A 20219-nucleotide genomic window follows, 5' to 3' on the forward strand; every position below is an offset into this window, starting at 1 on the left:
GTGTACGGGCTGTTGCGGCTGCGGGAGACGTGGGCGGCCGGGTCCACCGCGGCGCGGTGGGAGGGGTCGAGGAGGGTGAGGTTCGCGGGCTCGCCCGGGGCGATGGCGCGGCCCTGGCCGGCGACGCGGCCGATGGCGGCGGGCCGGCGCGACATCCGGTCGGCGACGCCGGCCCAGTCCAGCAGCCCGGTGTCGACCATGGTGTGCTGCACGACGCGCAGCGCCGTCTCCAGGCCCGTCATGCCCATGGCGGCGGCGCCCCACTCGCAGTCCTTGTCCTCGTGGGGGTGCGGGGCGTGGTCCGTGGCGACGCAGTCGATGGTGCCGTCGGCCAGCGCCTCGCGCAGCGCCAGCACGTCCTCCCGGGTGCGCAGCGGCGGGTTGACCTTGTAGACCGGGTCGTAGGAGCGGACCAGCTCGTCGGTGAGGAGCAGGTGGTGCGGGGTGACCTCGGCGGTGACCTGCCAGCCCTTGGACTTCGCCCAGCGGACCAGCTCCACGGACCCGGCGGTGGACAGGTGGCAGACGTGCAGGCGCGAGCCGACGTGGGCGGCGAGCAGCACGTCGCGGGCGATGATCGCCTCCTCGGCGACGGCGGGCCAGCCGCCCAGGCCGAGCTCGGCGGAGACCACGCCCTCGTTCATCTGGGCGCCCTCGGTGAGCCGCGGCTCCTGGGCGTGCTGGGCGATGACGCCGTCGAACGCCTTCACGTACTCCAGCGCGCGGCGCATGATCACCGCGTCGTCGACGCAGCGGCCGTCGTCGGAGAAGACGACGACGCCCGCGGCGGAGTCGTGCATGGCGCCCAGCTCGGCGAGCTGCTTGCCCTCCAGGCCGACGGTGACCGCGCCGACCGGCCGCACCTCGCAGTACCCGGACTCGGTGCCCAGCCGCCAGACCTGCTCGACGACGCCGGCGGTGTCGGCGACGGGGAAGGTGTTGGCCATGGCGTGCACGGCGGTGAAGCCGCCGGCGGCGGCGGCCCGGGTGCCGGTGAGGACGGTCTCGGAGTCCTCGCGGCCGGGCTCCCTGAGGTGGGTGTGGAGGTCGACGAGACCGGGCAGCAGCACCAGGCCCTCGGCGTCGACCACGGCGGCGCCGTCGGGGGTGGCGAGGCCGCTGCCGACCTCGGCGATGGCGCCGCCGTCGATCAGCACGTCGCGCGGCGGGCCGCCGAGGACGCTGGCGGCGCGGATCAGCGTCCGCGCCGGCCGGGCGGGCTTGGCCTGGGTGGTGGTCACGCGCTCTCCTCGGTGCGGGTGGTGGCGTTGGCGGCGTTGGCGGCGTTGTCCGCGCTGGCGACGGCGGGCTCGGCGCCGCCGAGCAGCAGGTACAGGACGGCCATGCGGACGCTGACGCCGCCGGCGACCTGCTCCACGGCCGTGCAGCGGGGCGAGTCGGCGACCTCGGCGGTGATCTCCATGCCGCGGTTCATCGGGCCGGGGTGCATGACGATCGCGTGCTCGGGCATCCGGGCCATGCGGGCGCCGTTCAGGCCGTAGCGGCGGGCGTACTCGCGCTCGGTCGGGAAGTAGGCGGCGTTCATCCGCTCGCGCTGCACCCGCAGCATCATCACGGCGTCGGACTTCGGCAGGACGGCGTCGAGGTGGTAGTCGACCTCGCAGGGCCAGCTCTCGACGCCGATGGGCAGCAGGGTCGGCGGCGCGACGACGGTGACCTCGGCGCCGAGGGTGGTGAAGAGGTGGACGCCCGAGCGGGCCACCCGGCTGTGGAGGATGTCGCCGACGATGGTGACGCGGCGGCCGGAGAGGTCGCCGCCGGTGCCGTCTCCGCCCCCGGCCGCCAGGCGGCGGCGGATGGTGAACGCGTCGAGCAGCGCCTGGGTGGGGTGCTCGTGGGTGCCGTCCCCGGCGTTGACGACGCTGCCGCCGATCCAGCCGGAGGTGGCCAGCCGGTGCGGGGCGCCCGAGTCGTGGTGCCGGATGACGACGGCGTCCGCGCCCATCGCCTCCAGCGTCATGGCGGTGTCCTTCAGCGACTCGCCCTTGGAGACCGAGGAGCCCTTGGCGGAGAAGTTGATGACGTCGGCGGACAGGCGTTTGGCCGCCGCCTCGAAGGAGATGCGGGTGCGGGTGGAGTCCTCGAAGAAGAGGTTGACGACGGTGCGGCCGCGCAGGGTGGGCAGCTTCTTGATCGGCCGGTCGGCGACGCGGGCGAGTTCCTCGGCGGTGTCGAGGATCAGCACGGCGTCATCGCGGGTGAGGTCGGTGGCCGAGATGAGATGACGCTTCATCTGGTGCCTTCCGTAGGTGCCTTGGTGGGTGTCAGGCGTGCTGGCATGGCGGGGCGAAGGTCCTTGGTGCGGTGAACGGGGGGAGGCGAGCGGGCGGTGGCTACCGCTCGCCGACCGGGGCGCGGTCGCGCACGCCCAGGAGCACGCCGTCGCGGCCGTCCTCCTCGGTGAGCAGGACCTTGACCGTCTCCCGCAGCGATGTGGGGATGTTCTTGCCGACGTAGTCGGCCCGGATCGGCAGCTCGCGGTGGCCGCGGTCGACCAGGACCGCGAGCTGCACGGCGCGCGGGCGGCCGATGTCGTTCAGGGCGTCCAGGGCGGCGCGGATGGTGCGGCCGGAGAAGAGCACGTCGTCGACGAGGACCACCAGCCGGCCGTCGATGCCGGCGCCGGGGATCTCGGTGCGGGCCAGCGCGCGGGCGGGGCGCAGCCGCAGGTCGTCCCGGTACATGGTGATGTCGAGCGAGCCGACGGGCACGGCGTGGCCGGTGATGTCCTCCAGCTTGGCGGCCAGCCGCCGGGCCAGGAAAACGCCTCGGGTGGGGATGCCGAGCAGCACCACGTCGTCGGCGCCCTTGGCGCGCTCGACGATCTCGTGGGCGATGCGGGTGAGGGCCCGCGCGATGTCGGGGGCCCTCAGCACGGGGCGGGGCGGTGCCGGGCCGTTGCTGTCCGGGCTTCCGTCCATGATGGGGTGGACCTCCTTCCCCGCCTCACGGGACGGGCCTTAAAGGATGTCGGGTGGATCGCCGCCCACCGTACCAGGTGTGTCCAGGCCCAATGCGTCACCGCAGGTCAGGGACATCTCTTGGCGTTCCGCTTGACGAGGCAAATTACGCTGCGTAATCTCACTTTGAGTTACGAAGATGCCGTCCGGGGAGACACATGTCCAGCGAATACGCGAAACAGCTCGGAACCAAGCTCCGCGCCATCCGGACCCAGCAGGGGCTGTCGCTCCACGGGGTCGAGGAGAAGTCCCAGGGCCGCTGGAAGGCGGTCGTGGTCGGATCCTACGAGCGCGGCGACCGCGCGGTGACCGTCCAGCGCCTCGCCGAGCTGGCCGATTTCTACGGCGTCCCGGTGCAGGAGCTCCTGCCGGGCTCGACGCCCGGAGGGGCCGCTGAGCCGCCGCCGAAGCTCGTGCTTGACCTGGAGCGGCTCGCGACCGTGCCGAGCGAGAAGGCCGGCCCGCTGCAGCGGTACACCGCGACGATCCAGAGCCAGCGCGGCGACTACAACGGCAAGGTGCTCTCGATCCGCCAGGACGACCTGCGCACTCTCGCCGTGATCTACGACCAGTCGCCCTCCGTGCTGACCGAGCAGCTGATCAGCTGGGGTGTGCTGGGCGCGGACGCACGCCGGGCGGTGCAGACCGAGGAAGCCTGACGCCTTCCTCGTCGGCCACCACGGCACGCGACGGCGATGGCGGGCCCCGCCCGCCACCCGTCGCGGCCGCACCGCGCGGCCGCTGCGCGGCGCGACGGGGCCGCCGCATCCCGCGGGCGCGAGCCACGACGCGCCGCGGCGAGCCCGCCCGTCCCCTCGTGACCGCCACGAGTGCGGCCACGCCGTCCACGCGGCGGGCCCGCCCCGACAGCGCGTCGGCCGCCCGCGAACGCCACGGCGCCGGAGCGCACATCAGCGCCGCTTCCGCAGGCGAGCCTCCGGCCAGCCAGGCCACTTACTGACTCCACGGCGCCGGGAACAGGCATCAACGCCGCACCCGTCGACAGTCCCCGGCCCCAGCCCCCCTTCCACCGGCGTGTCAGCCGGCTCGGAGGCAGGGCGCAGGAGGGGTGTCGGCGCCTGCATCTCATCGGCGCGAAGCCCATCTGACCGCGCCGCGCGGGCGGCGATCGCGTCCCGGCTCGTCCGCCCGTCAGTCCGCCGTCAGCCGGCAGCCAGGGCTTGGCTCCCCGCCTGCCCACCCGGGCAGCCGTCCGCCGCTGCGGAGGATCACGGCGCCGCACGCGGGGATCGCGCCCCGGCCGTGCCGCGCCGCGCCGGCCAGGCGTCGGTGCTGAACCGAACGAACCCGCCGCACGTCGGTGCCGCGCATCCCTGCCTGCCTGCCGCCACCGGGTCAGAGCGCGGCGTGCCGTCAGGCCTTCCCGCCGACGCGGGGCCCACAGGTTGGCCCGCCGCGTCCGGGCAGCGGCCGCGGCGGGGCGGCTGGCAGCCGCCGCGCGCGCAGCGCTCAGCGGCGGAGTGAGGGCTTGAGGTCCTTCAGGCGGCCGAGGAGGCCGTTGACGAAGGCCGGGGAGTCGTCGGTGGAGAACTCCTTGGCCAGGCCCACGGCCTCGTCGAGGACCACCGCGTCGGGGGTCTCGTCGTGCCAGATCAGCTCGAACGCGGCCAGCCGCAGGATGTTCCGGTCCACCACGGGCATCCTGTCCAGCGGCCAGCCGATGGTGTACTGCGCGAGCAGCTCGTCGATGCGCTCGGCCCGCTCCGCGTACCCCTCCACCAGCAGTCTGGTGTAGGCGCTGACGGGCGGCTGCTGGCTGTCCGCGACGGCATGCCTGACCCAGTCGGCGAGCACCTCGCCGGGGGAGATACCGCGCTGGTCGGCCTCGAAGAGGATCTGCAGGGCGCGTTGTCGTGCCTTGCTGCGGGCTGCCACGGCTAGCTGCTCACGCGGCTGAGGTACTCGCCGGAGCGGGTGTCCACCTTGATCTTCTCGCCGGTCGTGATGAAGAGCGGCACGCCGATCTCGTACCCGGTCTCCAGCGTGGCGGGCTTCGTGCCGCCGGTGGAGCGGTCGCCCTGGAGGCCCGGCTCGGTGTACTCCACCACCAGCTCGACGGCGGCGGGCATCTCGATGAAGAGCGGGTTGCCCTCGTGGATCGCCACCGTGCACTCCTGGCCCTCCAGGAGGTAGTTGGCGGTCTCGCCCACGGTCTCGGGCGTGAGCTGGAGCTGGTCGTAGGTCTCCATGTCCATGAAGACGAAGTCGGAGCCGTCCTTGTAGGAGAACTGCATCGCCCGCCGGTCGACGGTGGCCGTCTCGACCTTGGTTCCGGCGTTGAAGGTCTTGTCCACCACCTTGCCGGAGAGCACGTTCTTGAGCTTGGTGCGCACGAAGGCGCCGCCCTTGCCGGGCTTGACGTGCTGGAACTCGACGACGGACCACAGCTGGCCGCTGTCGAGCTTGAGCACCATGCCGTTCTTGAGGTCGTTCGTGGTGGCCACGGCCTGGAATCTCCTACAGACGCTGCGTGGGATGTGCGACCAGAAGCCCCCTACAGCGCGAGGAGCTCCTTGGTCGTGATGGTGAGTAGCTCTGGGCCGCCGTCCGCCGGTGAGCGGACGACGAGTGTGTCATCGATACGGACGCCGCCCCGGCCCGGAAGGTGCACCCCGGGTTCGACGGTGACCGGCACACAGGCGCCCAGTTTACCCATGGCCGCAGGTGACAGCCGAGGGTCCTCCCCGATTTCCAGCCCCACGCCCCGGCCGGTGACCGGGCCCAGCGACTGGGCGTGCCCGGCCGCCTCCAGCACCCCCCGCGCGGCGGCGTCGACCGCCCGGCACTCCGTCCCGGGGGCGAGGGCCTCGCGCGCCGCCCGCTGGGCGGAGAAGACCAGCTCGTAGAGCTCGATCTGCCAGTCCGCCGGGCTGGCGCCGATCACGAAGGTGCGGCCGATCTGGCAGCGGTAGCCCCGGAACCTGGCCCCGAGTCGCACGGTGAGGAAGTCGCCCTCCTCCACCCGCCGGTCCGTCGGCCGGTGCCCGGCCAGCCCCGAGTGGCTGCCGGTGGCGACGGAGGTGGGGAACGCCGGGCCGTCGGCGCCGTGGTCGATGAGGCGGCGTTCGAGCTCCAGGGCGAGGTGGCGTTCGGTGCGCCCGACGAGGATGGACTCCAGCAGCTCGCCCAGCGCCCGGTCGGTGATCTCGGCGGCGACGCGCAGCGCGGCGATCTCGTCCTCGTCCTTGACCAGGCGCTGGTGCTCGACCGCGCAGCCGAGGTCGGTGAAGCGCACCCCGGGGGCGGCGGCGGTCAGGGCGCGGTGGCGGGCGACGGTCAGGTGGTGCTCCTCCACGGCCACGGACTCCGCGCCCGCCTTGCGGGCGAGGTCCACGGCGGCCCGCGCCGGGTCGCCGTCACCGGCGCCGGCGCCGTCGAGGGCCGTCACGCGCAGGCCGTCGTCCGCGCCCACGGGCGGGCCGTCGGCATCGGCGGCCGGGTCGCGGAGGCAGAGCAGAACGTCCTCGCCGCCGTGGCCGACCAGCAGGACCGCGCCGGAGGGCGCGGCACCGGCCAGGTAGCGGACGTTGGCCGGCCGGGAGACGACTAGGGCGGTGCCGCCCGCTGACGCGCAGCGGGCACGCAGCCGTGAGCGGCGGGCCGCGTGTACCTCGGACATGGCTTGAGCGTACGCAGCCTGGCGGCCGGGTGCCGAGTCAACACGTCCGTACGAGCGGGCGAGCGCGCGAGCAGGCGGCGGCCCTGCACCACTCACCAGGCCGGAGGGCTCGCCAGGCTCTGCGCGACCGCGTTGTCGAGCATGCGGGCCGTGGTGGCCACGTCGTGCCCGGAGTTGTCGATGATGGGCAGGCCCGAGCCGTACCACCCGGCCATCCGGCCGTGGATGGTGGCCACCTCCTCGTCGGAGAGGCGGCGGGAGCCGGTGCGTGCGGCGTTGCGCTCCAGGACGACCTCCAGGCCGGGCAGCAGCACGATGGGGATGAGCCCGGGCCCGACGTGCCGCTTCCAGCCGCCCAGGCCCACGGCGGGCCGGTCGGGGAAGACCGCGTCGTCGAGGATGCAGGAGATGCCGTTGGCCAGGAAGTTCCGCGCGGCGAAGCCGCAGGTGCGGCGGGCCAGGCGGTACTGCGCCTCGGAGCGGTCGTCCCAGCCGGAGCGGGGGTCGGCGAAGCCCGAGCGGACCCACTCGCGCACGTCGTCGAGGCTGATGTGGGCGGTGGGCACCGGCCGGCGGTCCGCCCAGTACCGCGCGACGGTGGTCTTGCCCGCCCCGGCGGGGCCGATCAGCAGCACCGCGACGCCGGCGTGCGCGGCGTCCGGCGCGGCGCTTTCCGGCGCCGGGCGGGCGGTGGGCATGAGGCCGCCGGGCGGCAGCTGGATGAAGCCGGTCGTCGAGCCGTCGGGCGGCGCGGGGGGCCCGGGCGGCGCAGGGGGTGGCACTGGCATTCCACCGTGCTGTTGCATCCGCTCCCCACTCCGTCATCTCGCGCACGGCCACCCGGGCTCGTGCGTCCGTTCGGTCGGTGACATACCGTACCTGGCGGTCTCGTCTCACGGAGAACGTGCGAGTGACCGGCCAGGTGCCCGCACCCAGACTGCCATCCCGCCGCCGCGACCGCGAACGGGCCGTCAGGCGGCGATCTCGGCGTGCGCGGCGAGCAGCAGCGCGGGGTCGGGGCCCTCCAGGACCGCGGGCTTGGCCAGGCCGTCCAGGACGATGAAGCGCAGCCGGTCGCCCCGGGACTTCTTGTCGATCCGCATGGTCTCCAGCAGCCGCGGCCACTGGTCGCCGCGGTAGGTGACGGGCAGGCCCACGGAGGTCAGCACGGTGCGGTGGCGGTCGGCGGTGGCGTCGTCGAGGCGGCCGGCGAGGCGGCCCAGCTCGGCGGCGAAGACCATGCCGACGGCGACGGCCGCGCCGTGGCGCCAGGTGTAGCGCTCGTTCCGCTCGATGGCGTGGCCGAGGGTGTGGCCGTAGTTGAGGATCTCGCGGCGGCCGGACTCCTTCAGGTCGTCGGAGACCACCTCGGCCTTGACGCGGATGGAGCGCTCGACGAGCTCGGCGGTGTGCGGGCCGGCGGGGTCGCGGGCGGCCTCGGGGTCGGCCTCGATGAGCTCCAGGATCGCCGGGTCGGCGATGAAGCCCGCCTTGATGACCTCGGCGAGGCCGGAGACGTAGTCGTGGACGGGGAGGCTGTCCAGGGCCGCCAGGTCGCACAGCACCCCGGCGGGCGGGTGGAAGGCGCCGACGAGGTTCTTGCCCTCGGCGGTGTTGATGCCGGTCTTGCCGCCGACCGCGGCGTCGACCATGCCGAGCACGGTGGTGGGCACGGCGATCCAGCGCACCCCGCGCAGCCAGGTCGCGGCCACGAAGCCCGCGAGGTCGGTGGTGGCGCCGCCGCCGACGCCGACGACGACGTCGGTGCGGGTGAAGCCGGACCGGCCCAGCGCGGTCCAGCAGTACGCCGCGACCTCGGCCGTCTTGGCCGCCTCGGCGTTGGGGAGCTGGACGGTGATGGCCGTGTACCCGTGGGCGGCCAGGTCGGCGCGCAGCGCCTCGCCGGTCTCGGCCAGCGCCTCGGGGTGGAGCACGGCGACCCGCCTGGCGCGTTCGCCGATGAGGCCGGGGAGTTCGCCCAGCAGGCGGCGGCCGACCAGGACGTCGTACGGCTCGGTGCCCGCCGTGGCGCCGACGGTGATGCGGGTCGGCGCACCGGTGGGGTGGTGGTCGGTGCTGGTCATGCCGTCTTGAGCTCCAATGCGTCCAGGATGGCCTCGGCGACCTCCTCGGGGGTGCGCTCCTCGGTGTGCACCGTGGCGCGGGCGACCTCGGTGTACAGCGGCCGGCGGGCCTCCATCAGGGAACGCCACTGCTGGCGCGGGTTGACGGCGAGCAGCGGCCGGGCGGTGTCGAGTCCGACGCGCTTGATGGCCTCGCCGAGCGCCACGTCGAGGAAGACGACGGGCAGCCCGGTGAGCAGGGCGCGGGTCCCGGCGTTGGTGATGGCGCCGCCGCCGAGGGAGACCACGCCGTGGTGGGTGGTCACGGCCTCGCGCACGGCGGCCGCCTCCAGCTCGCGGAAGCGGGCCTCGCCGTCGTCGACGAAGATCTCGGGGATGGTCCTGCCGGTGGTGCGCTCGATGTCGGCGTCGGTGTCGCGCAGCGTGAGGCCGAGCCGCGCGGCCAGCAGCGCACCCACGGTCGACTTGCCGGAGCCGGGCGGCCCGACGAGGATCACGGCGGGGCCGGTGGCTCCCGTCACCGCACCTCCAGGTTGTCCATGTAGCCGCGGACGTTGCGCCGGGTCTCGGTGACGCTGTCGCCGCCGAACTTCTCCGCCACGGCGTCCGCCAGCACGAGCGCGACCATGGCCTCGGCGACGATGCCGGCCGCCGGGACCGCGCACACGTCGGAGCGCTGGTGGTGGGCCCGGGTCACCTCGCCGGTGGTGACGTCGACGGTGGCCAGGGCCCGGGGCACGGTGGAGATGGGCTTCATCGCGGCCCGCACGCGCAGGAGTTCACCCGTGGACAGGCCGCCCTCGGTGCCGCCCGAGCGGCCGGTGGCGCGCCTGAGGCCGGTGGGCGAGGGCACGATCTCGTCGTGGGCGCGGGAGCCGGGGACGCGGGCGAGGGCGAAGCCGTCGCCGAGTTCGACGCCCTTGATGGCCTGGATGCCCATCAGCGCGCCGGCCAGCCGGGCGTCGAGGCGGCGGTCCCAGTGGACGTGGGAGCCGAGGCCGACGGGCACGCCGTGGGCGACGACCTCGACGACGCCGCCGAGCGTGTCGCCGTCCTTGTGGGCCTGGTCGATCTCGGCGACCATCGCCTCGCTGGCGTCCGGGTCGAGGCAGCGCACCGGGTCGGCGTCGAGCCGTGCCACGTCGCCGGGCTCGGGGACGAGGCCGTGGGGCGCGCTGGCGCCGCCGAGCTCGACCACGTGCGAGACGATCTCGATGCCGGTGGTCTCCCGCAGGTAGGAGGAGGCGACCGCGCCGAGCGCCACCCGGGCGGCGGTCTCGCGGGCGGAGGCCCGCTCCAGCACCGGCCGGGCCTCGTCGAAGCCGTACTTCTGCATGCCGGCCAGGTCGGCGTGGCCGGGGCGGGGGCGGGTGAGCGGGGCGTTGCGGGCCACCCCCTCCAGCTCGGCCGGGTCGACCGGGTCGGCCGCCATGACCTTCTCCCACTTGGGCCACTCGGTGTTCCCGACCATGACCGCCACCGGGGAGCCGAGCGTCAGCCCGTGGCGTACGCCGCCGAGGAAGGTGACCTCGTCGCGCTCGAACGACATCCGGGCTCCCCGGCCGTAGCCGAGCCTCCGGCGGGCGAGGGCGTCGGCCACCATGGCGGTGGTGACGGGCACGCCCGCCGGGAGTCCCTCCACGGTCGCCACGAGAGCGGGGCCGTGCGACTCCCCCGCGGTCAACCAGCGCAGCCTGCTCAACGGCACTCCTTAGCGATACCTCGGCCTGGTGCGCCTCCGATCCTCCCATGCTCCGGGTCCGGGCCGAAGCCGGGTCCGCGCCGTGGTCAGGACGCGGTCAGGACGCGGTCAGGACCCGTTCGGGACCGGTTCAGGAGGGGACGTGGCCGGGGCGGGAGGCGATGGCGGCCTCCCCCGCCTCGCGCATGTCCTTGACCGGGGCCGGGGCGGTGCCGGTCATCAGCTCGACCTGGAGCACCGCCTGGTGCACCAGCAGGTCGAGCCCGCCGACGACCCGGCCGCCCCGGTCCTCCCAGGCGGCGGCGAGCGGCGTGGGCCAGGGGTCGTACAGCACGTCGAAGAGGGTGCCGGGCGCCGCGGGCGCGGCCGGCGCCAGGGAGTCGGTGGCGCCGGCGGGGGTGGTGGCGATGACCAGGGGCGCGTCCAGGGCACGGTGCGCCCCGGACCAGTCGGCCGTGCGCACGGCCACGCCGAGGCGTTCGCCCCAGGCGCGCATCTCGGCGGCGCGCGCCGGGGTGCGGACGTACGCCGTGACCTCGCCGTCGCACAGCTGGCCCAGGGCCGCGAGCGCGGAGGAGGCGGTGGCGCCGGCGCCGAGCACGGCGGCGGAGTCCACCCGGTCCACGCCGCGCTCCCGCAGGGCCGCGACCATGCCGGGGATGTCGGTGTTCTCGCCCAGGCGCCGCCCCTCGGCGGCGAAGACGACGGTGTTGACGGCCTCGACCGACGCCGCGGTGTCGCTGATCTCGTCGAGCAGCGGGATGACGGCGCGCTTGAGCGGCATGGTCAGGGACAGGCCCGCCCACTCCGGGCCGAGGCCGGAGAGGAACGCCGGCAGGCGCGCCTCGTCGACCTCGTAGCGGCCGTAGGTCCAGCCGCGCAGCCCGAGCGCGGCGTACGCGGCCCGGTGCAGGGCCGGGGAGAGCGAGTGGCCGATGGGCGAGCCGAGGACGGCGGCGCGGCGGGCCCGGGTCGGGGGTGGCGTCGCGGAGGAGGACATCAGCCGTCGCCCTCCTGCTGGGCCTGGTTGAACTCCTCCACGTTCTGCTGGTGCTCGTCGTAGCTGTCGGTGAACCGGGTGTCGCCCTCGGAGACGGTGACGAAGTACAGCCAGTTGCCCTCGGTGGGGTTCAGCGCCGCCTCGATGGCCTGGTGGCCGGGGTTGTCGATCGGGCCGGGCGGCAGCCCGAACTCGACGTAGGTGTTGTAGGGCGAGTCGAACTGCGTGTCCTCGATGGAGACGTCCAGCGTGGAGCGCCCCATCGCGTAGTTGAGGGTGGAGTCGAACTCCAGCTTCATGTCCTGTTCCAGGCGGTTGTAGATGACGCGGGAGACGCGGCCGAAGTCCTGCGGCTCCTGGGCCTCGGCCTGGATCAGCGAGGCGATGGTGAGGATCTCGCGGGGCGTCCTGCCGATCTCCTGGGCCTGGGCCTCGAGGTCGATGTCGGTGAACTCCTGCTCCGCGCGGTCCACCATGGCGGTCAGCAGGTCCTCGGGGGTGGTGTCGACGCCCACGTCGTAGCGGGCGGGGAAGAGGAAGCCCTCGATGTCGTCCCCGGCCCAGTCCGGCAGGCCCAGGTCGGCGTTCTCGGCGACCTGTTGGGTGGTGCCCTCGGGCTCGCCGAGCTTCTCGTCGATCGCGGCGTAGATCCTGGTGGCCCGCCATCCCTCGGGGAGGGTGAGGACGTTGAGCGCGGCGGGGTCGGTCAGCATCGCCAGGGCCGACTCGGCGGACATCTGGAGGCGGAGGCTGTAGACGCCGGGCTGGATGCTTCGCGCGGCATCGTCGTCGGCCGAGGCGGCGTCGACGAAGGCGTCGTGGCTCTTGACGACGCCGGCCTCCTTGAGGAGGTTGCCGATGTCGGAGGCGGTGGCGCCCTGGGGGATCTCGACCTGGACCCGGCCGGTGCCCTCGCCGGAGAAGTCGGGGGCGGGGCCGAAGCGGTCCTGGTAGACGCCGTAGCCGTAGATGCCGGCCGCGGTCACGCCGCCGACGAGGACGAGGGCCAGCATCAGGCAGCCGAGGGCGCCGCGTTTGCGCTTCGGCTCGCCGTTGCGGCCGTTGCGGCGGCCGGTGTGCCCGCCGTCGTCGTAGTCGTCGTCATCGTCGTCGTCGCGGCGGGCGAAGAAGTCGCTCTCGCCCTGGTCCGGGCCGGGATCCCAGCCGGTCTCGGGGTCGGGGCCCGCGTCCCGGACGGGGGCCGGCGCGGGACGGCCCGGCGCCTGGGCCCGCGTCTGGGCCTGTGCCTGGGCCTCTGCCTGGGCCTGGGCCTGCCGGTAGGGGTCGGGATGCCGCTGCTGCTGGTGCTGCGGCGGGTGCGGCTGCGCCTGCCCGGGTGCCCCGGGCTGCCCGGCGTAGGGATCGTGTCCGTAGCCGCCGGCGTCGTAACCGGTGGTGTCGTAGCCGGTCGAGCCGTAGGAGCCCGTGCCGTAGGACCCGGTGTCGTACGTGCCCGTGTCGTAGGGATTCTGGGGCTCGTACCGCCCGGTCGCGTCCCACCCCCCGGTCTGCGGCTCCTGGTAGTACCCCTGGTAGTTCTGCTGCTGCGGCCCGGCCTGCGGGGCACCGCCGCCGTACGTCTCCCAGGATGCGTCCCCCCCGACCTCCCCGCCGCCGACGGCGGGATCGTACGCCCCTGGCCACCCGCCCTGGTCCCCGTAGAGCGGGTCGTCCGGGTGCCATGGTTCGGAGCCGGAGCCCCGGCCATACTCAGTCATCGATCCCCTTGTGACGGGCGGTTCCACCACGCGTCGCGTCCCCCGCCGCGAGCGGCCGGGCAGCCGGGTGACTGCCATGTCGCGCCGAACGTTACCGTATCGCGATCAGACAACCACTTGGACGCATTCTCCGGGTGGACTTCCCGACGCCCGCTCGGCGTCCAGCGCGACCTGGAGGATGACCGCGGCCGCCGCCTGGTCGATGCGCGCGCGGCCCCGCTTCGCAGACACGCCGGAGGCGCGCATGCCGCGCGCGGCGGTGACGGTCGACATGCGCTCGTCGACGAGCCGGACCGGCACGGGCGCGATCCGGCGGGCGGTCTGCTCGGCGAACGCCCGCACCCGCCGGGCGGACGGCCCCTCGCCCCCGTGGAGGGAGCGCGGCAGCCCGACGACGACCTCGATCGGCTCGTACTCGGCGACGAGTTCGGCGAGCCGCCGCTGCGCGGCGGGGGCGTCGCGCGCGGGCACGGTCTCGACCGGCGTGGCCAGCAGCCCGTCGGGATCGCTCGCGGCGACGCCGATGCGGGCCTCGCCCGCGTCGATGCCGAGCCGCCGGCCGCGGCGCATCAGCGCACCCCGGGAGCGGAGCCCCGCAGCGGCCCGCGGCTCACGCGGCCTCCGCCACGAGGCGTTCGACGGCGGCGAGCGCGTCGTCGACGGCGGCCGGGTTCTGGCCGCCGCCCTGGGCGAGGTCGGGCTTGCCGCCACCGCCGCCGCCGAGGGCCTTGGCTGCGGCGCGGACCAGCTCGCCGGCCTTCAGGCCGCGCTCGCGGGCGGCCTCGTTCGTGGCGATAACGGTCAGCGGGCGGCCCTTGGTCACGGTGAACAGGGCCACCACGGCCGGGCGGTCGCCCGCGATGCGGCCGCGCACGTCGAGCACGAGGGTGCGCAGGTCGTCGGGCGCGGTGCCGTCGGGCACCCGGCCGCCGGCCAGCGCGACGCCCCCGATGTCCCGGGCGCCGGCGGCCAGGCCACCGGCGGCCTGGAGCACCTTCTCGGCGCGGAAGCGCTCGATCTCCTTCTCGGCGTCCTTGAGGCGGGTCAGCATCCCCGAGATGCGCTCCGGCAGCTCCTCGGGGCGGCCCTTGAGGAGCTCGGTCAGCTGCGCGACGACGGTGTGCTCCCGGGCGAGGAAGCGGTAGGCGTCGGTGCCGACGAGGGCCTCGACGCGGCGTACGCCGGAGCCGATCGAGGACTCGCCCAGCAGCTTGACCAGCCCCAGCTGGGCGGTGTTGTGCACGTGGGTGCCGCCGCACAGCTCCTTGGAGTAGTCCCCGATGGTGACCACGCGCACCCGGTCGCCGTACTTCTCGCCGAACTCGGCGATGGCGCCCTGTTTGCGGGCCTCGTCCATCGACATCACCTCGGCCATGACGTCGAGTTCACGACCGAGGACCTCGTTGATCTTCTGCTCGACGTCGGCGAGCACCGTGCCGGGCACGGCGGTCGGCGAGCCGAAGTCGAAGCGGAAGCGGCCCGGGGCGTTCTCCGATCCGGCCTGGGCGGCGGCCGGGCCCAGGGCGTCGCGCAGCGCCTGGTGGGTGAGGTGGGTGGCGCTGTGGGCGCGGGCGATGGCGCGGCGGCGGTGGACGTCGATCTGGCAGTGGGCGCCGGTGCCGACGGTGACCTCGCCGACCTGCACCACGCCCTTGTGCACGGTGACGCCCGGCACCGGCTGCTGCACGTCGCGCACCTCGACCACGGCGCCGCTGGCCAGCCGGATCCGGCCGGTGTCGGGCTGCTGGCCGCCGCCCTCGGCGTAGAACGGGGTGCGGTCCAGCACGACCTCGACCTCGTCGCCCTCGCTGGCGGCGGGCGAGGCCAGGCCGTCGACGAGCAGCCCGACGACCTTCGCCTCGCCGGAGGTGTCGGAGTAGCCGATGAACTCGGACGTGCCCGCGGCGTCGGCCACCTCGCGGTAGGCGGACAGGTCGGCGTGGCCCTGCTTCTTGGCGCGGGCGTCGGCCTTGGCGCGCTCCCGCTGCTCCTTCATCAGGCGGCGGAAGCCCGTCTCGTCGACCGTCAGGCCCTGCTCGGCGGCCATCTCCAGGGTGAGGTCGATCGGGAAGCCCCAGGTGTCGTGGAGCTGGAACGCCCGCTCGCCGGGGATCACGGTGCTGCCGGCGGCCCGGGTGTCGGCGACGGCGGCGTCGAGGATGTTGGTGCCGGCCTTGAGGGTCTTCAGGAAGGCGGACTCCTCGGCGAGGGCGACGGTCTCGATGCGCTTGCGCTCGGCGAGCAGCTCCGGGTACTGCTGGCCCATGGTCTTCAGCACGACGTCGAGGAGCTCGCCGACGACGGGGCCGCTCGAGCCGAGGATGCGCATGTTGCGGATGGCGCGGCGCATGATGCGGCGCAGCACGTAGCCGCGGCCCTCGTTGCCGGGGGTGACGCCGTCGCCGATGAGCATGGCGGAGGTGCGCATGTGGTCGGCGACCACGCGCAGGGCGACGTCGGAGTCGTGGCGTTCGCCGTAGCGGACGCCGGTGAGCTCGCCGGCCTTGTCGATGACCACGCGGAGGGTGTCGGTCTCGTACATGTTGTGGACGCCCTGGAGGATCATGGCCAGGCGTTCCATGCCGAGTCCGGTGTCGATGTTGCGGGCGGGCAGGTCGCCCAGGATCGGGTAGTCCTTGCCCTGGCCCGGGCCGCGCTCGTACTGCATGAAGACCAGGTTCCAGATCTCCACGTACCGCTCGTCGTTGACGGCGGGGCCGCCCTCGGGGCCGAACTCGGGGCCGCGGTCGTAGTTGATCTCGGAGCAGGGGCCGCAGGGGCCCGGGACGCCCATGTCCCAGTAGTTCTCCTCCTTGCCCAGGCGCTGGATGCGCCCGGGGGACACGCCGACGACCTCGCGCCAGATCCGCTCGGCCTCGTCGTCCTCCTCGTAGACGGTGATCCACAGCCGCTCGGGGTCCAGGCCGTACCCGCCCTCGGCGACGGGCGTGGTCATCAGCTCCCAGCCGAGGGTGATGGCGCCTTCCTTGAAGTAGTCGCCGAAGGAGAAGTTGCCGCACATCTGGAAGAAGGTGCCGTGGCGGGTGGTCTTCCCGACCTCCTCGATGTCCGGCGTGCGCACGCACTTCTGCACGCTGACGGCCCGGGCGTAGGGCGGGGCGGCCTCGCCCAGGAAGTACGGCTTGAACGGCACCATGCCAGCGGGAACCAGCAGCAGGTTGGGGTCGTCGGCGATCAGCGACGCCGACGGCACGACGGTGTGCCCACGCTTCTCGAAGAAGCTCAGCCAGCGACGGCGGATTTCGGCCGACTCCATCAATGGTCCTCTTTTCCGGTGCTTCCGGTCGTGATGTCCGGCGTGGTGGTTTTCTGGGTGGTCGTGGGGGCGAGGCCGAGGGCCTCGTTGAGCTCGTGCTCGCGCTGGGCCATGCCCGTCCGGACGTCGAGGGCGATGCCGCGCAGCCGCTGTCCGGCGGCGGCCGCGCGGCCGGTCGCCCGTGCCGTGAGGCTGTCGGGCTTGAGCTCACGCAGCGTGCGCTGCACCCGGGTGGTGGCCCAGACGCCGGCGGCGGCTCCGGTGGCGAACCAGAAGGCGCGGCGGATCATGGTCGCGTCAGTCCTTTCCCCTCCGGCGGGGCCGGGCGGTGGGGCGGGGTGCGGGGAGGGCCTGGCTTACGACGGTACGCCGGGCCGCGTCGCGTCGGCCCAGCGCCCGGCGAACGCCGTACCCGAAGGCCGCGACCTTGACCAGTGGGCCGCCGAGGGTGGCGGCGACGGTGCTGGAGAGGGCCGAGGCGTTGGCGGCCGCCTCCTCGACGTCGGCGGTGATGGTCTCGACGCGGTCGAGCTGGCCCTGGGCGGAGCGGACGGTGGCGGTGGCCTCGCCGAGCAGCGGCACGGCCTGCTCCGTCACGCTGTTGACCAGGGCGGTCGCGGCCTTGAGCGCCTGGGCGAGCCGCACCAGCGCGACGGCGAGGAACGAGACCAGGATGGCCCAGAAGACGGCCACCAGCAGGCCGGCCACCTCTCCACCGGACACGACGCGCCGCCTCCTCGCGCGATTGGCTTTGGCTTGGATCGCGCCGCCGCTCACCTGGTCCGGCGGCGCCGTGTCAGGGGCGGCGGCAGGGTATGACCCTATCGCGCCCGGGGGCCGCACCCGTAACGCATTAGCCGGTCCCGGACGCCCGGTGGCGGCGTCCGGCGGCGTCCCGCGGCGTACGGGCGGCGGCTCAGCGGGCGTAGAACTCGACGACGAGCGCCTCGTCGCAGATGACGGGGATCTCGGAGCGGTTGGGCTCGCGGTCGAGGCGGAAGGCGAGGGCCTCGAGATTGACCTGGAGGTAGCGGGGGGTCTCGCCGTCGGGGGCGTAGCCGCCCTCGCGGGCCACCAGGAACGGGTGCTTGCTCCGGCTGCGCTCGCGGACCGTGACGACGTCCTCGGGGCGGAGGCGGTAGGAGGGCTTGTCCACCTTGCGGTCGTTGACGGCGATGTGGCCGTGGACGACCATCTGCCGCGCCTGGTAGATGGTGCGGGCGAGCCCGGAGCGCAGCACGAGCGCGTCCAGCCGCCGCTCCAGCTCGACGATGAGGGCCTCGCCGGTCTTGCCCTGCACCTTGCGGGCGCGCTCGTAGGCGCGGACCATCTGGCGCTCGTTGATGTCGTACTGGGCGCGCAGGCGCTGCTTCTCCAGCAGCCGGACCTTGTAGTCGCTGGTCTGCTTCCTGCCGCGTCCGTGCTCGCCCGGCGGGTAGGGGCGCTTCTCGAAGTACTTCACAGCCTTCGGGGTGAGCGCCACGCCGAGAGCGCGGGACTTCTTGACCTTGGGACGCGACTGGTTCACGGTGAACAGACCTCCATGTAAGTTAGGTGAGCCTTACCTTAGCTGAGGAGAACGCATGATTCGACCAGGGAGTCCCGTGCGGCAGGAGAGCCAGCCACGGCCCGAGGGGCCCGAAGACCCCGCAGACGACGCCAGGGAGCCGACGGCGGCCGAGCGGGTACGCACCCTCGTCGAGTCCAACGCCTCGGCGACGCTCACCATTCCGGGCGCCGGGCCGGGGACCGGTCCCGGACCCCAGGACCAGCAGGAATCGTGCCACGGCGTGCCCGAGTCGCGGGCCGTGGCGCCGTCGGGGGACGTGTACCTGCTGCTCCCGGCGGACGCCCCGGCCGCCCGGGCGGCGGCGCACGCGCGGGGCGACGAGCTGACGGCGGTGATGGAGATCACGGACGTCGCCCCGGTCGCCGTGCCGCACCGCATCCGCGGCCGGGCCTGGGTGGCGGGCTGGCTGACGGCCCTCGCCGGAACCGAGCGGGCGGCCGCGCTGCGGCTGCTGGCGCGGCGGCACCCGACCGGCCCGGTGCCGGGCCCGCACTGGACGCCCCTGCGCCTGGAGGTCGGGGAGGCGTACGCCGACGACCTGTGGGGCGCCGACCACGTCGAGCCCGGCGACTTCGCCGCCGCCGCGGCGGACCCGCTGGCCCGGCACGAGGCCGAGCTGCTGCAGCACCTGGCCGCCGCGCACGAGGCGCAGCTGCGCTCGCTGTGCGCCCTGGTCGGGGACGGCGAGGACGGCTGCGAGGCGTGGCAGCGCGTGGTGCCCCTGGGCCTGGACCGCTTCGGGCTGAGGGTCCGCTTCTGCGCGGAGGGGCTGTGCCGCGACGCGCGGTTCGAGTTCCCCGAGCCGGTGGCGGACATCGCCGGGCTGCGCCGGGCCATGCGCCTCCTGTTCGAGGGGGCGGCCCGGCAGTAGCCACAGCCGTCAGCCGCCCTGAGGGCCGCCCGCCAGGCGTTCGCGGATGCGGTCGAGCACCTCGGCGTAGCGGGCCTCCGCGCCGTGCCGGGTCGGGGTGTAGTACCGCTTGCCGTGGACCGCGTCCGGGGCGTACTGCTGCGCGGCGATGCCGCCGGGCACGTCGTGCGGGTACTGGTACCCCTCGCCGTGGCCGAGCTTGGCGGCACCCCCGTAGTGGCTGTCCCGCAGGTGCGGCGGCACGGGGCCGGCGAGACCCGCCCGCACGTCGGCCTGGGCCGCGCCGATGGCGAGGACCGCGGCGTTCGACTTCGGCGCCAGGGCGAGCGCGATCGTGGCGTGGCCCAGCGTGATGGCCGCCTCGGGGAAACCGATCATCGCCACCGCCTGGGCCGCCGCCACCGCCGTCGGGAGGGCCGTCGGGTCGGCCATGCCGATGTCCTCGCTGGCGGAGATCATCAGCCGCCGCGCGATGAACCGCGGGTCCTCCCCCGCCTCGATCATCCGCGCCAGGTAGTGCAGGGCGGCGTCCACGTCCGAGCCGCGGATGGACTTGATCAGCGCGCTGGCCACGTCGTAGTGCTGGTCGCCGTCCCGGTCGTACGTCACCGCGGCCCGGTCCACGGCCTCCTCCAGGGTGGCCAGCGCCAGCTCCCGCTCCCCCTTGGCCAGCGCAGCCCCCGCCCCGGCCTCCAGCGCGGTCAGCGCCCGGCGGGCGTCTCCCCCGGCTATGCGCAGCAGGTGCGCCTCGGTCTCCTCCGGCACCGACACGGCCCCGCCGAGGCCCCGCTCGTCGGCGACCGCGCGGCGCAGCAGCCCCCGCACGTCCTCCTCGGTCAGCGGCTCCAGCGTCAGCAGCAGCGAGCGCGACAGCAGCGGGGAGATGACCGAGAAGTACGGGTTCTCCGTGGTGGCGGCGATCAGGGTGACCCAGCGGTTCTCCACCGCCGGCAGCAGCGAGTCCTGCTGGGCCTTGCTGAAGCGGTGGATCTCGTCCAGGAAGAGGACGGTGTCCTTGCCGTACGCCCCCGAGGAACGCCGGGCCCCGTCGATGACCGCGCGCACCTCCTTCACGCCCGCGGTGATGGCCGACAGCTCCACGAAGCGCTTGTCGGTCGCCTGGCTGACGACGTACGCCAGGGTGGTCTTGCCGGTGCCGGGCGGGCCCCACAGGATCACCGAGGACGGCCCCGCCGGGCCGCCGCCGCCCTCGCCGACCAGGCGGCGCAGCGGCGAGCCGGGCCGCAGCAGGTGCCCCTGGCCCACCACCTCGTCCAGGGTGCGCGGGCGCATGCGGACGGCGAGCGGCCGCGCGGCCGGGTCCTTCTCGGCGCGCTCCTCCGCCGCGGCGGTGAACAGATCGGCTTCCACGACAC

20 protein-coding genes are annotated in these 20219 nt (G+C 74.3%); 2 read left to right on the plus strand and 18 right to left on the minus strand.

Features of this window, described 5'->3' with window-relative positions:
* The 3 genes from ACTWQH_RS15610 to pyrR all read right to left on the minus strand — a co-directional run.
* Nucleotides 1-1241 (minus strand): dihydroorotase (locus ACTWQH_RS15610; RefSeq protein WP_443287141.1); only part of this gene is annotated, 1241 nt, incomplete at its 3' end.
* Complete coding sequence (locus tag ACTWQH_RS15615) at nt 1238-2254, minus strand: aspartate carbamoyltransferase catalytic subunit (protein ID WP_443287142.1); 1017 nt, start codon at nt 2252-2254, stop codon at nt 1238-1240. The genes ACTWQH_RS15610 and ACTWQH_RS15615, both read right to left, overlap by 4 nt.
* Nucleotides 2255-2354: 100 nt before the next feature.
* Nucleotides 2355-2942 carry a bifunctional pyr operon transcriptional regulator/uracil phosphoribosyltransferase PyrR gene (pyrR, locus tag ACTWQH_RS15620; RefSeq protein ID WP_443287143.1) on the minus strand — a complete coding sequence of 196 codons (588 nt, stop codon included), beginning with the start codon at nt 2940-2942 and terminating at the stop codon, nt 2355-2357.
* 197 nt (nt 2943-3139) lie between these two features.
* Between pyrR and bldD the strand changes: the two genes are divergently transcribed.
* Nucleotides 3140-3640: a transcriptional regulator BldD gene (gene bldD, locus ACTWQH_RS15625; RefSeq protein ID WP_443287144.1), complete on the plus strand. Its 501-nt coding sequence runs from the start codon at nt 3140-3142 to the stop codon at nt 3638-3640.
* 811 nt (nt 3641-4451) lie between these two features.
* Here bldD and nusB read toward each other — a convergent pair.
* The 14 genes from nusB to rpsD form a co-directional block, all read right to left on the minus strand.
* On the minus strand, nt 4452-4877 hold the full coding sequence (gene nusB, locus ACTWQH_RS15630) for a transcription antitermination factor NusB (RefSeq protein ID WP_443287145.1): 426 nt from the start codon (nt 4875-4877) through the stop codon (nt 4452-4454).
* 2 nt (nt 4878-4879) lie between these two features.
* Nucleotides 4880-5446 carry an elongation factor P gene (efp, locus tag ACTWQH_RS15635; RefSeq protein ID WP_443287146.1) on the minus strand — a complete coding sequence of 189 codons (567 nt, stop codon included), beginning with the start codon at nt 5444-5446 and terminating at the stop codon, nt 4880-4882.
* A 50-nt stretch (nt 5447-5496) separates the two neighbouring features.
* Nucleotides 5497-6621, minus strand: a complete 1125-nt coding sequence (locus ACTWQH_RS15640) for an aminopeptidase P family protein (protein WP_443287147.1) — start codon at nt 6619-6621, stop codon at nt 5497-5499.
* Nucleotides 6622-6713: 92 nt separating this feature from the next.
* Nucleotides 6714-7409: an AAA family ATPase gene (locus tag ACTWQH_RS15645; RefSeq protein WP_443287148.1), complete on the minus strand. Its 696-nt coding sequence runs from the start codon at nt 7407-7409 to the stop codon at nt 6714-6716.
* A gap of 183 nt (nt 7410-7592) precedes the next feature.
* Nucleotides 7593-8705 carry a 3-dehydroquinate synthase gene (gene aroB, locus ACTWQH_RS15650; protein WP_443287149.1) on the minus strand — a complete coding sequence of 371 codons (1113 nt, stop codon included), beginning with the start codon at nt 8703-8705 and terminating at the stop codon, nt 7593-7595.
* Nucleotides 8702-9226, minus strand: coding sequence for a shikimate kinase (locus tag ACTWQH_RS15655; RefSeq protein WP_443287150.1), 525 nt, complete (start codon nt 9224-9226; stop codon nt 8702-8704). The genes aroB and ACTWQH_RS15655 overlap by 4 nt, the downstream gene beginning before the upstream one ends.
* Nucleotides 9223-10407, minus strand: coding sequence for a chorismate synthase (gene aroC, locus ACTWQH_RS15660; protein ID WP_443287151.1), 1185 nt, complete (start codon nt 10405-10407; stop codon nt 9223-9225). Before aroC ends, ACTWQH_RS15655 begins: the two co-directional genes overlap by 4 nt.
* Nucleotides 10408-10537: 130 nt before the next feature.
* Nucleotides 10538-11407: a shikimate dehydrogenase gene (locus ACTWQH_RS15665; protein ID WP_443287152.1), complete on the minus strand. Its 870-nt coding sequence runs from the start codon at nt 11405-11407 to the stop codon at nt 10538-10540.
* Nucleotides 11407-13125, minus strand: coding sequence for an endolytic transglycosylase MltG (gene mltG / locus ACTWQH_RS15670; protein ID WP_443287153.1), 1719 nt, complete (start codon nt 13123-13125; stop codon nt 11407-11409). Before mltG ends, ACTWQH_RS15665 begins: the two co-directional genes overlap by 1 nt.
* Nucleotides 13126-13230: 105 nt before the next feature.
* The gene (ruvX, locus tag ACTWQH_RS15675; RefSeq protein WP_443287154.1) at nt 13231-13695 is read right to left on the minus strand and encodes a Holliday junction resolvase RuvX; all 465 of its coding nucleotides are present in this window, start codon (nt 13693-13695) and stop codon (nt 13231-13233) included.
* A 40-nt stretch (nt 13696-13735) separates the two neighbouring features.
* A complete protein-coding gene (alaS, locus tag ACTWQH_RS15680; RefSeq protein WP_443287155.1) occupies nt 13736-16402 on the minus strand; it encodes an alanine--tRNA ligase in 2667 nt (888 codons plus the stop codon).
* The gene (locus ACTWQH_RS15685) at nt 16402-16692 is read right to left on the minus strand and encodes a DUF6167 family protein (RefSeq protein ID WP_443287156.1); all 291 of its coding nucleotides are present in this window, start codon (nt 16690-16692) and stop codon (nt 16402-16404) included. The genes alaS and ACTWQH_RS15685 overlap by 1 nt, the downstream gene beginning before the upstream one ends.
* A 7-nt stretch (nt 16693-16699) precedes the next feature.
* Nucleotides 16700-17125: a DUF948 domain-containing protein gene (locus ACTWQH_RS15690; protein WP_443287157.1), complete on the minus strand. Its 426-nt coding sequence runs from the start codon at nt 17123-17125 to the stop codon at nt 16700-16702.
* Nucleotides 17126-17318: 193 nt separating this feature from the next.
* Nucleotides 17319-17930: a 30S ribosomal protein S4 gene (rpsD, locus tag ACTWQH_RS15695; RefSeq protein ID WP_443287158.1), complete on the minus strand. Its 612-nt coding sequence runs from the start codon at nt 17928-17930 to the stop codon at nt 17319-17321.
* A gap of 55 nt (nt 17931-17985) precedes the next feature.
* Between rpsD and ACTWQH_RS15700 the strand changes: the two genes are divergently transcribed.
* Nucleotides 17986-18843 (plus strand): DUF2470 domain-containing protein, encoded by an 858-nt coding sequence (locus ACTWQH_RS15700; protein ID WP_443287159.1) that lies wholly within the window; start codon nt 17986-17988, stop codon nt 18841-18843.
* Nucleotides 18844-18852: 9 nt separating this feature from the next.
* On the opposite strand, the gene ACTWQH_RS15705 is transcribed toward ACTWQH_RS15700, so the two are convergent.
* On the minus strand, nt 18853-20214 hold the full coding sequence (locus ACTWQH_RS15705; protein WP_443287160.1) for a replication-associated recombination protein A: 1362 nt from the start codon (nt 20212-20214) through the stop codon (nt 18853-18855).
* Nucleotides 20215-20219: the final 5 nt, after the last annotated feature.

This window comes from Streptomyces sp. 6N223, assembly GCF_052246635.1.
In the GTDB taxonomy this organism is placed as follows: domain Bacteria; phylum Actinomycetota; class Actinomycetes; order Streptomycetales; family Streptomycetaceae; genus Streptomyces.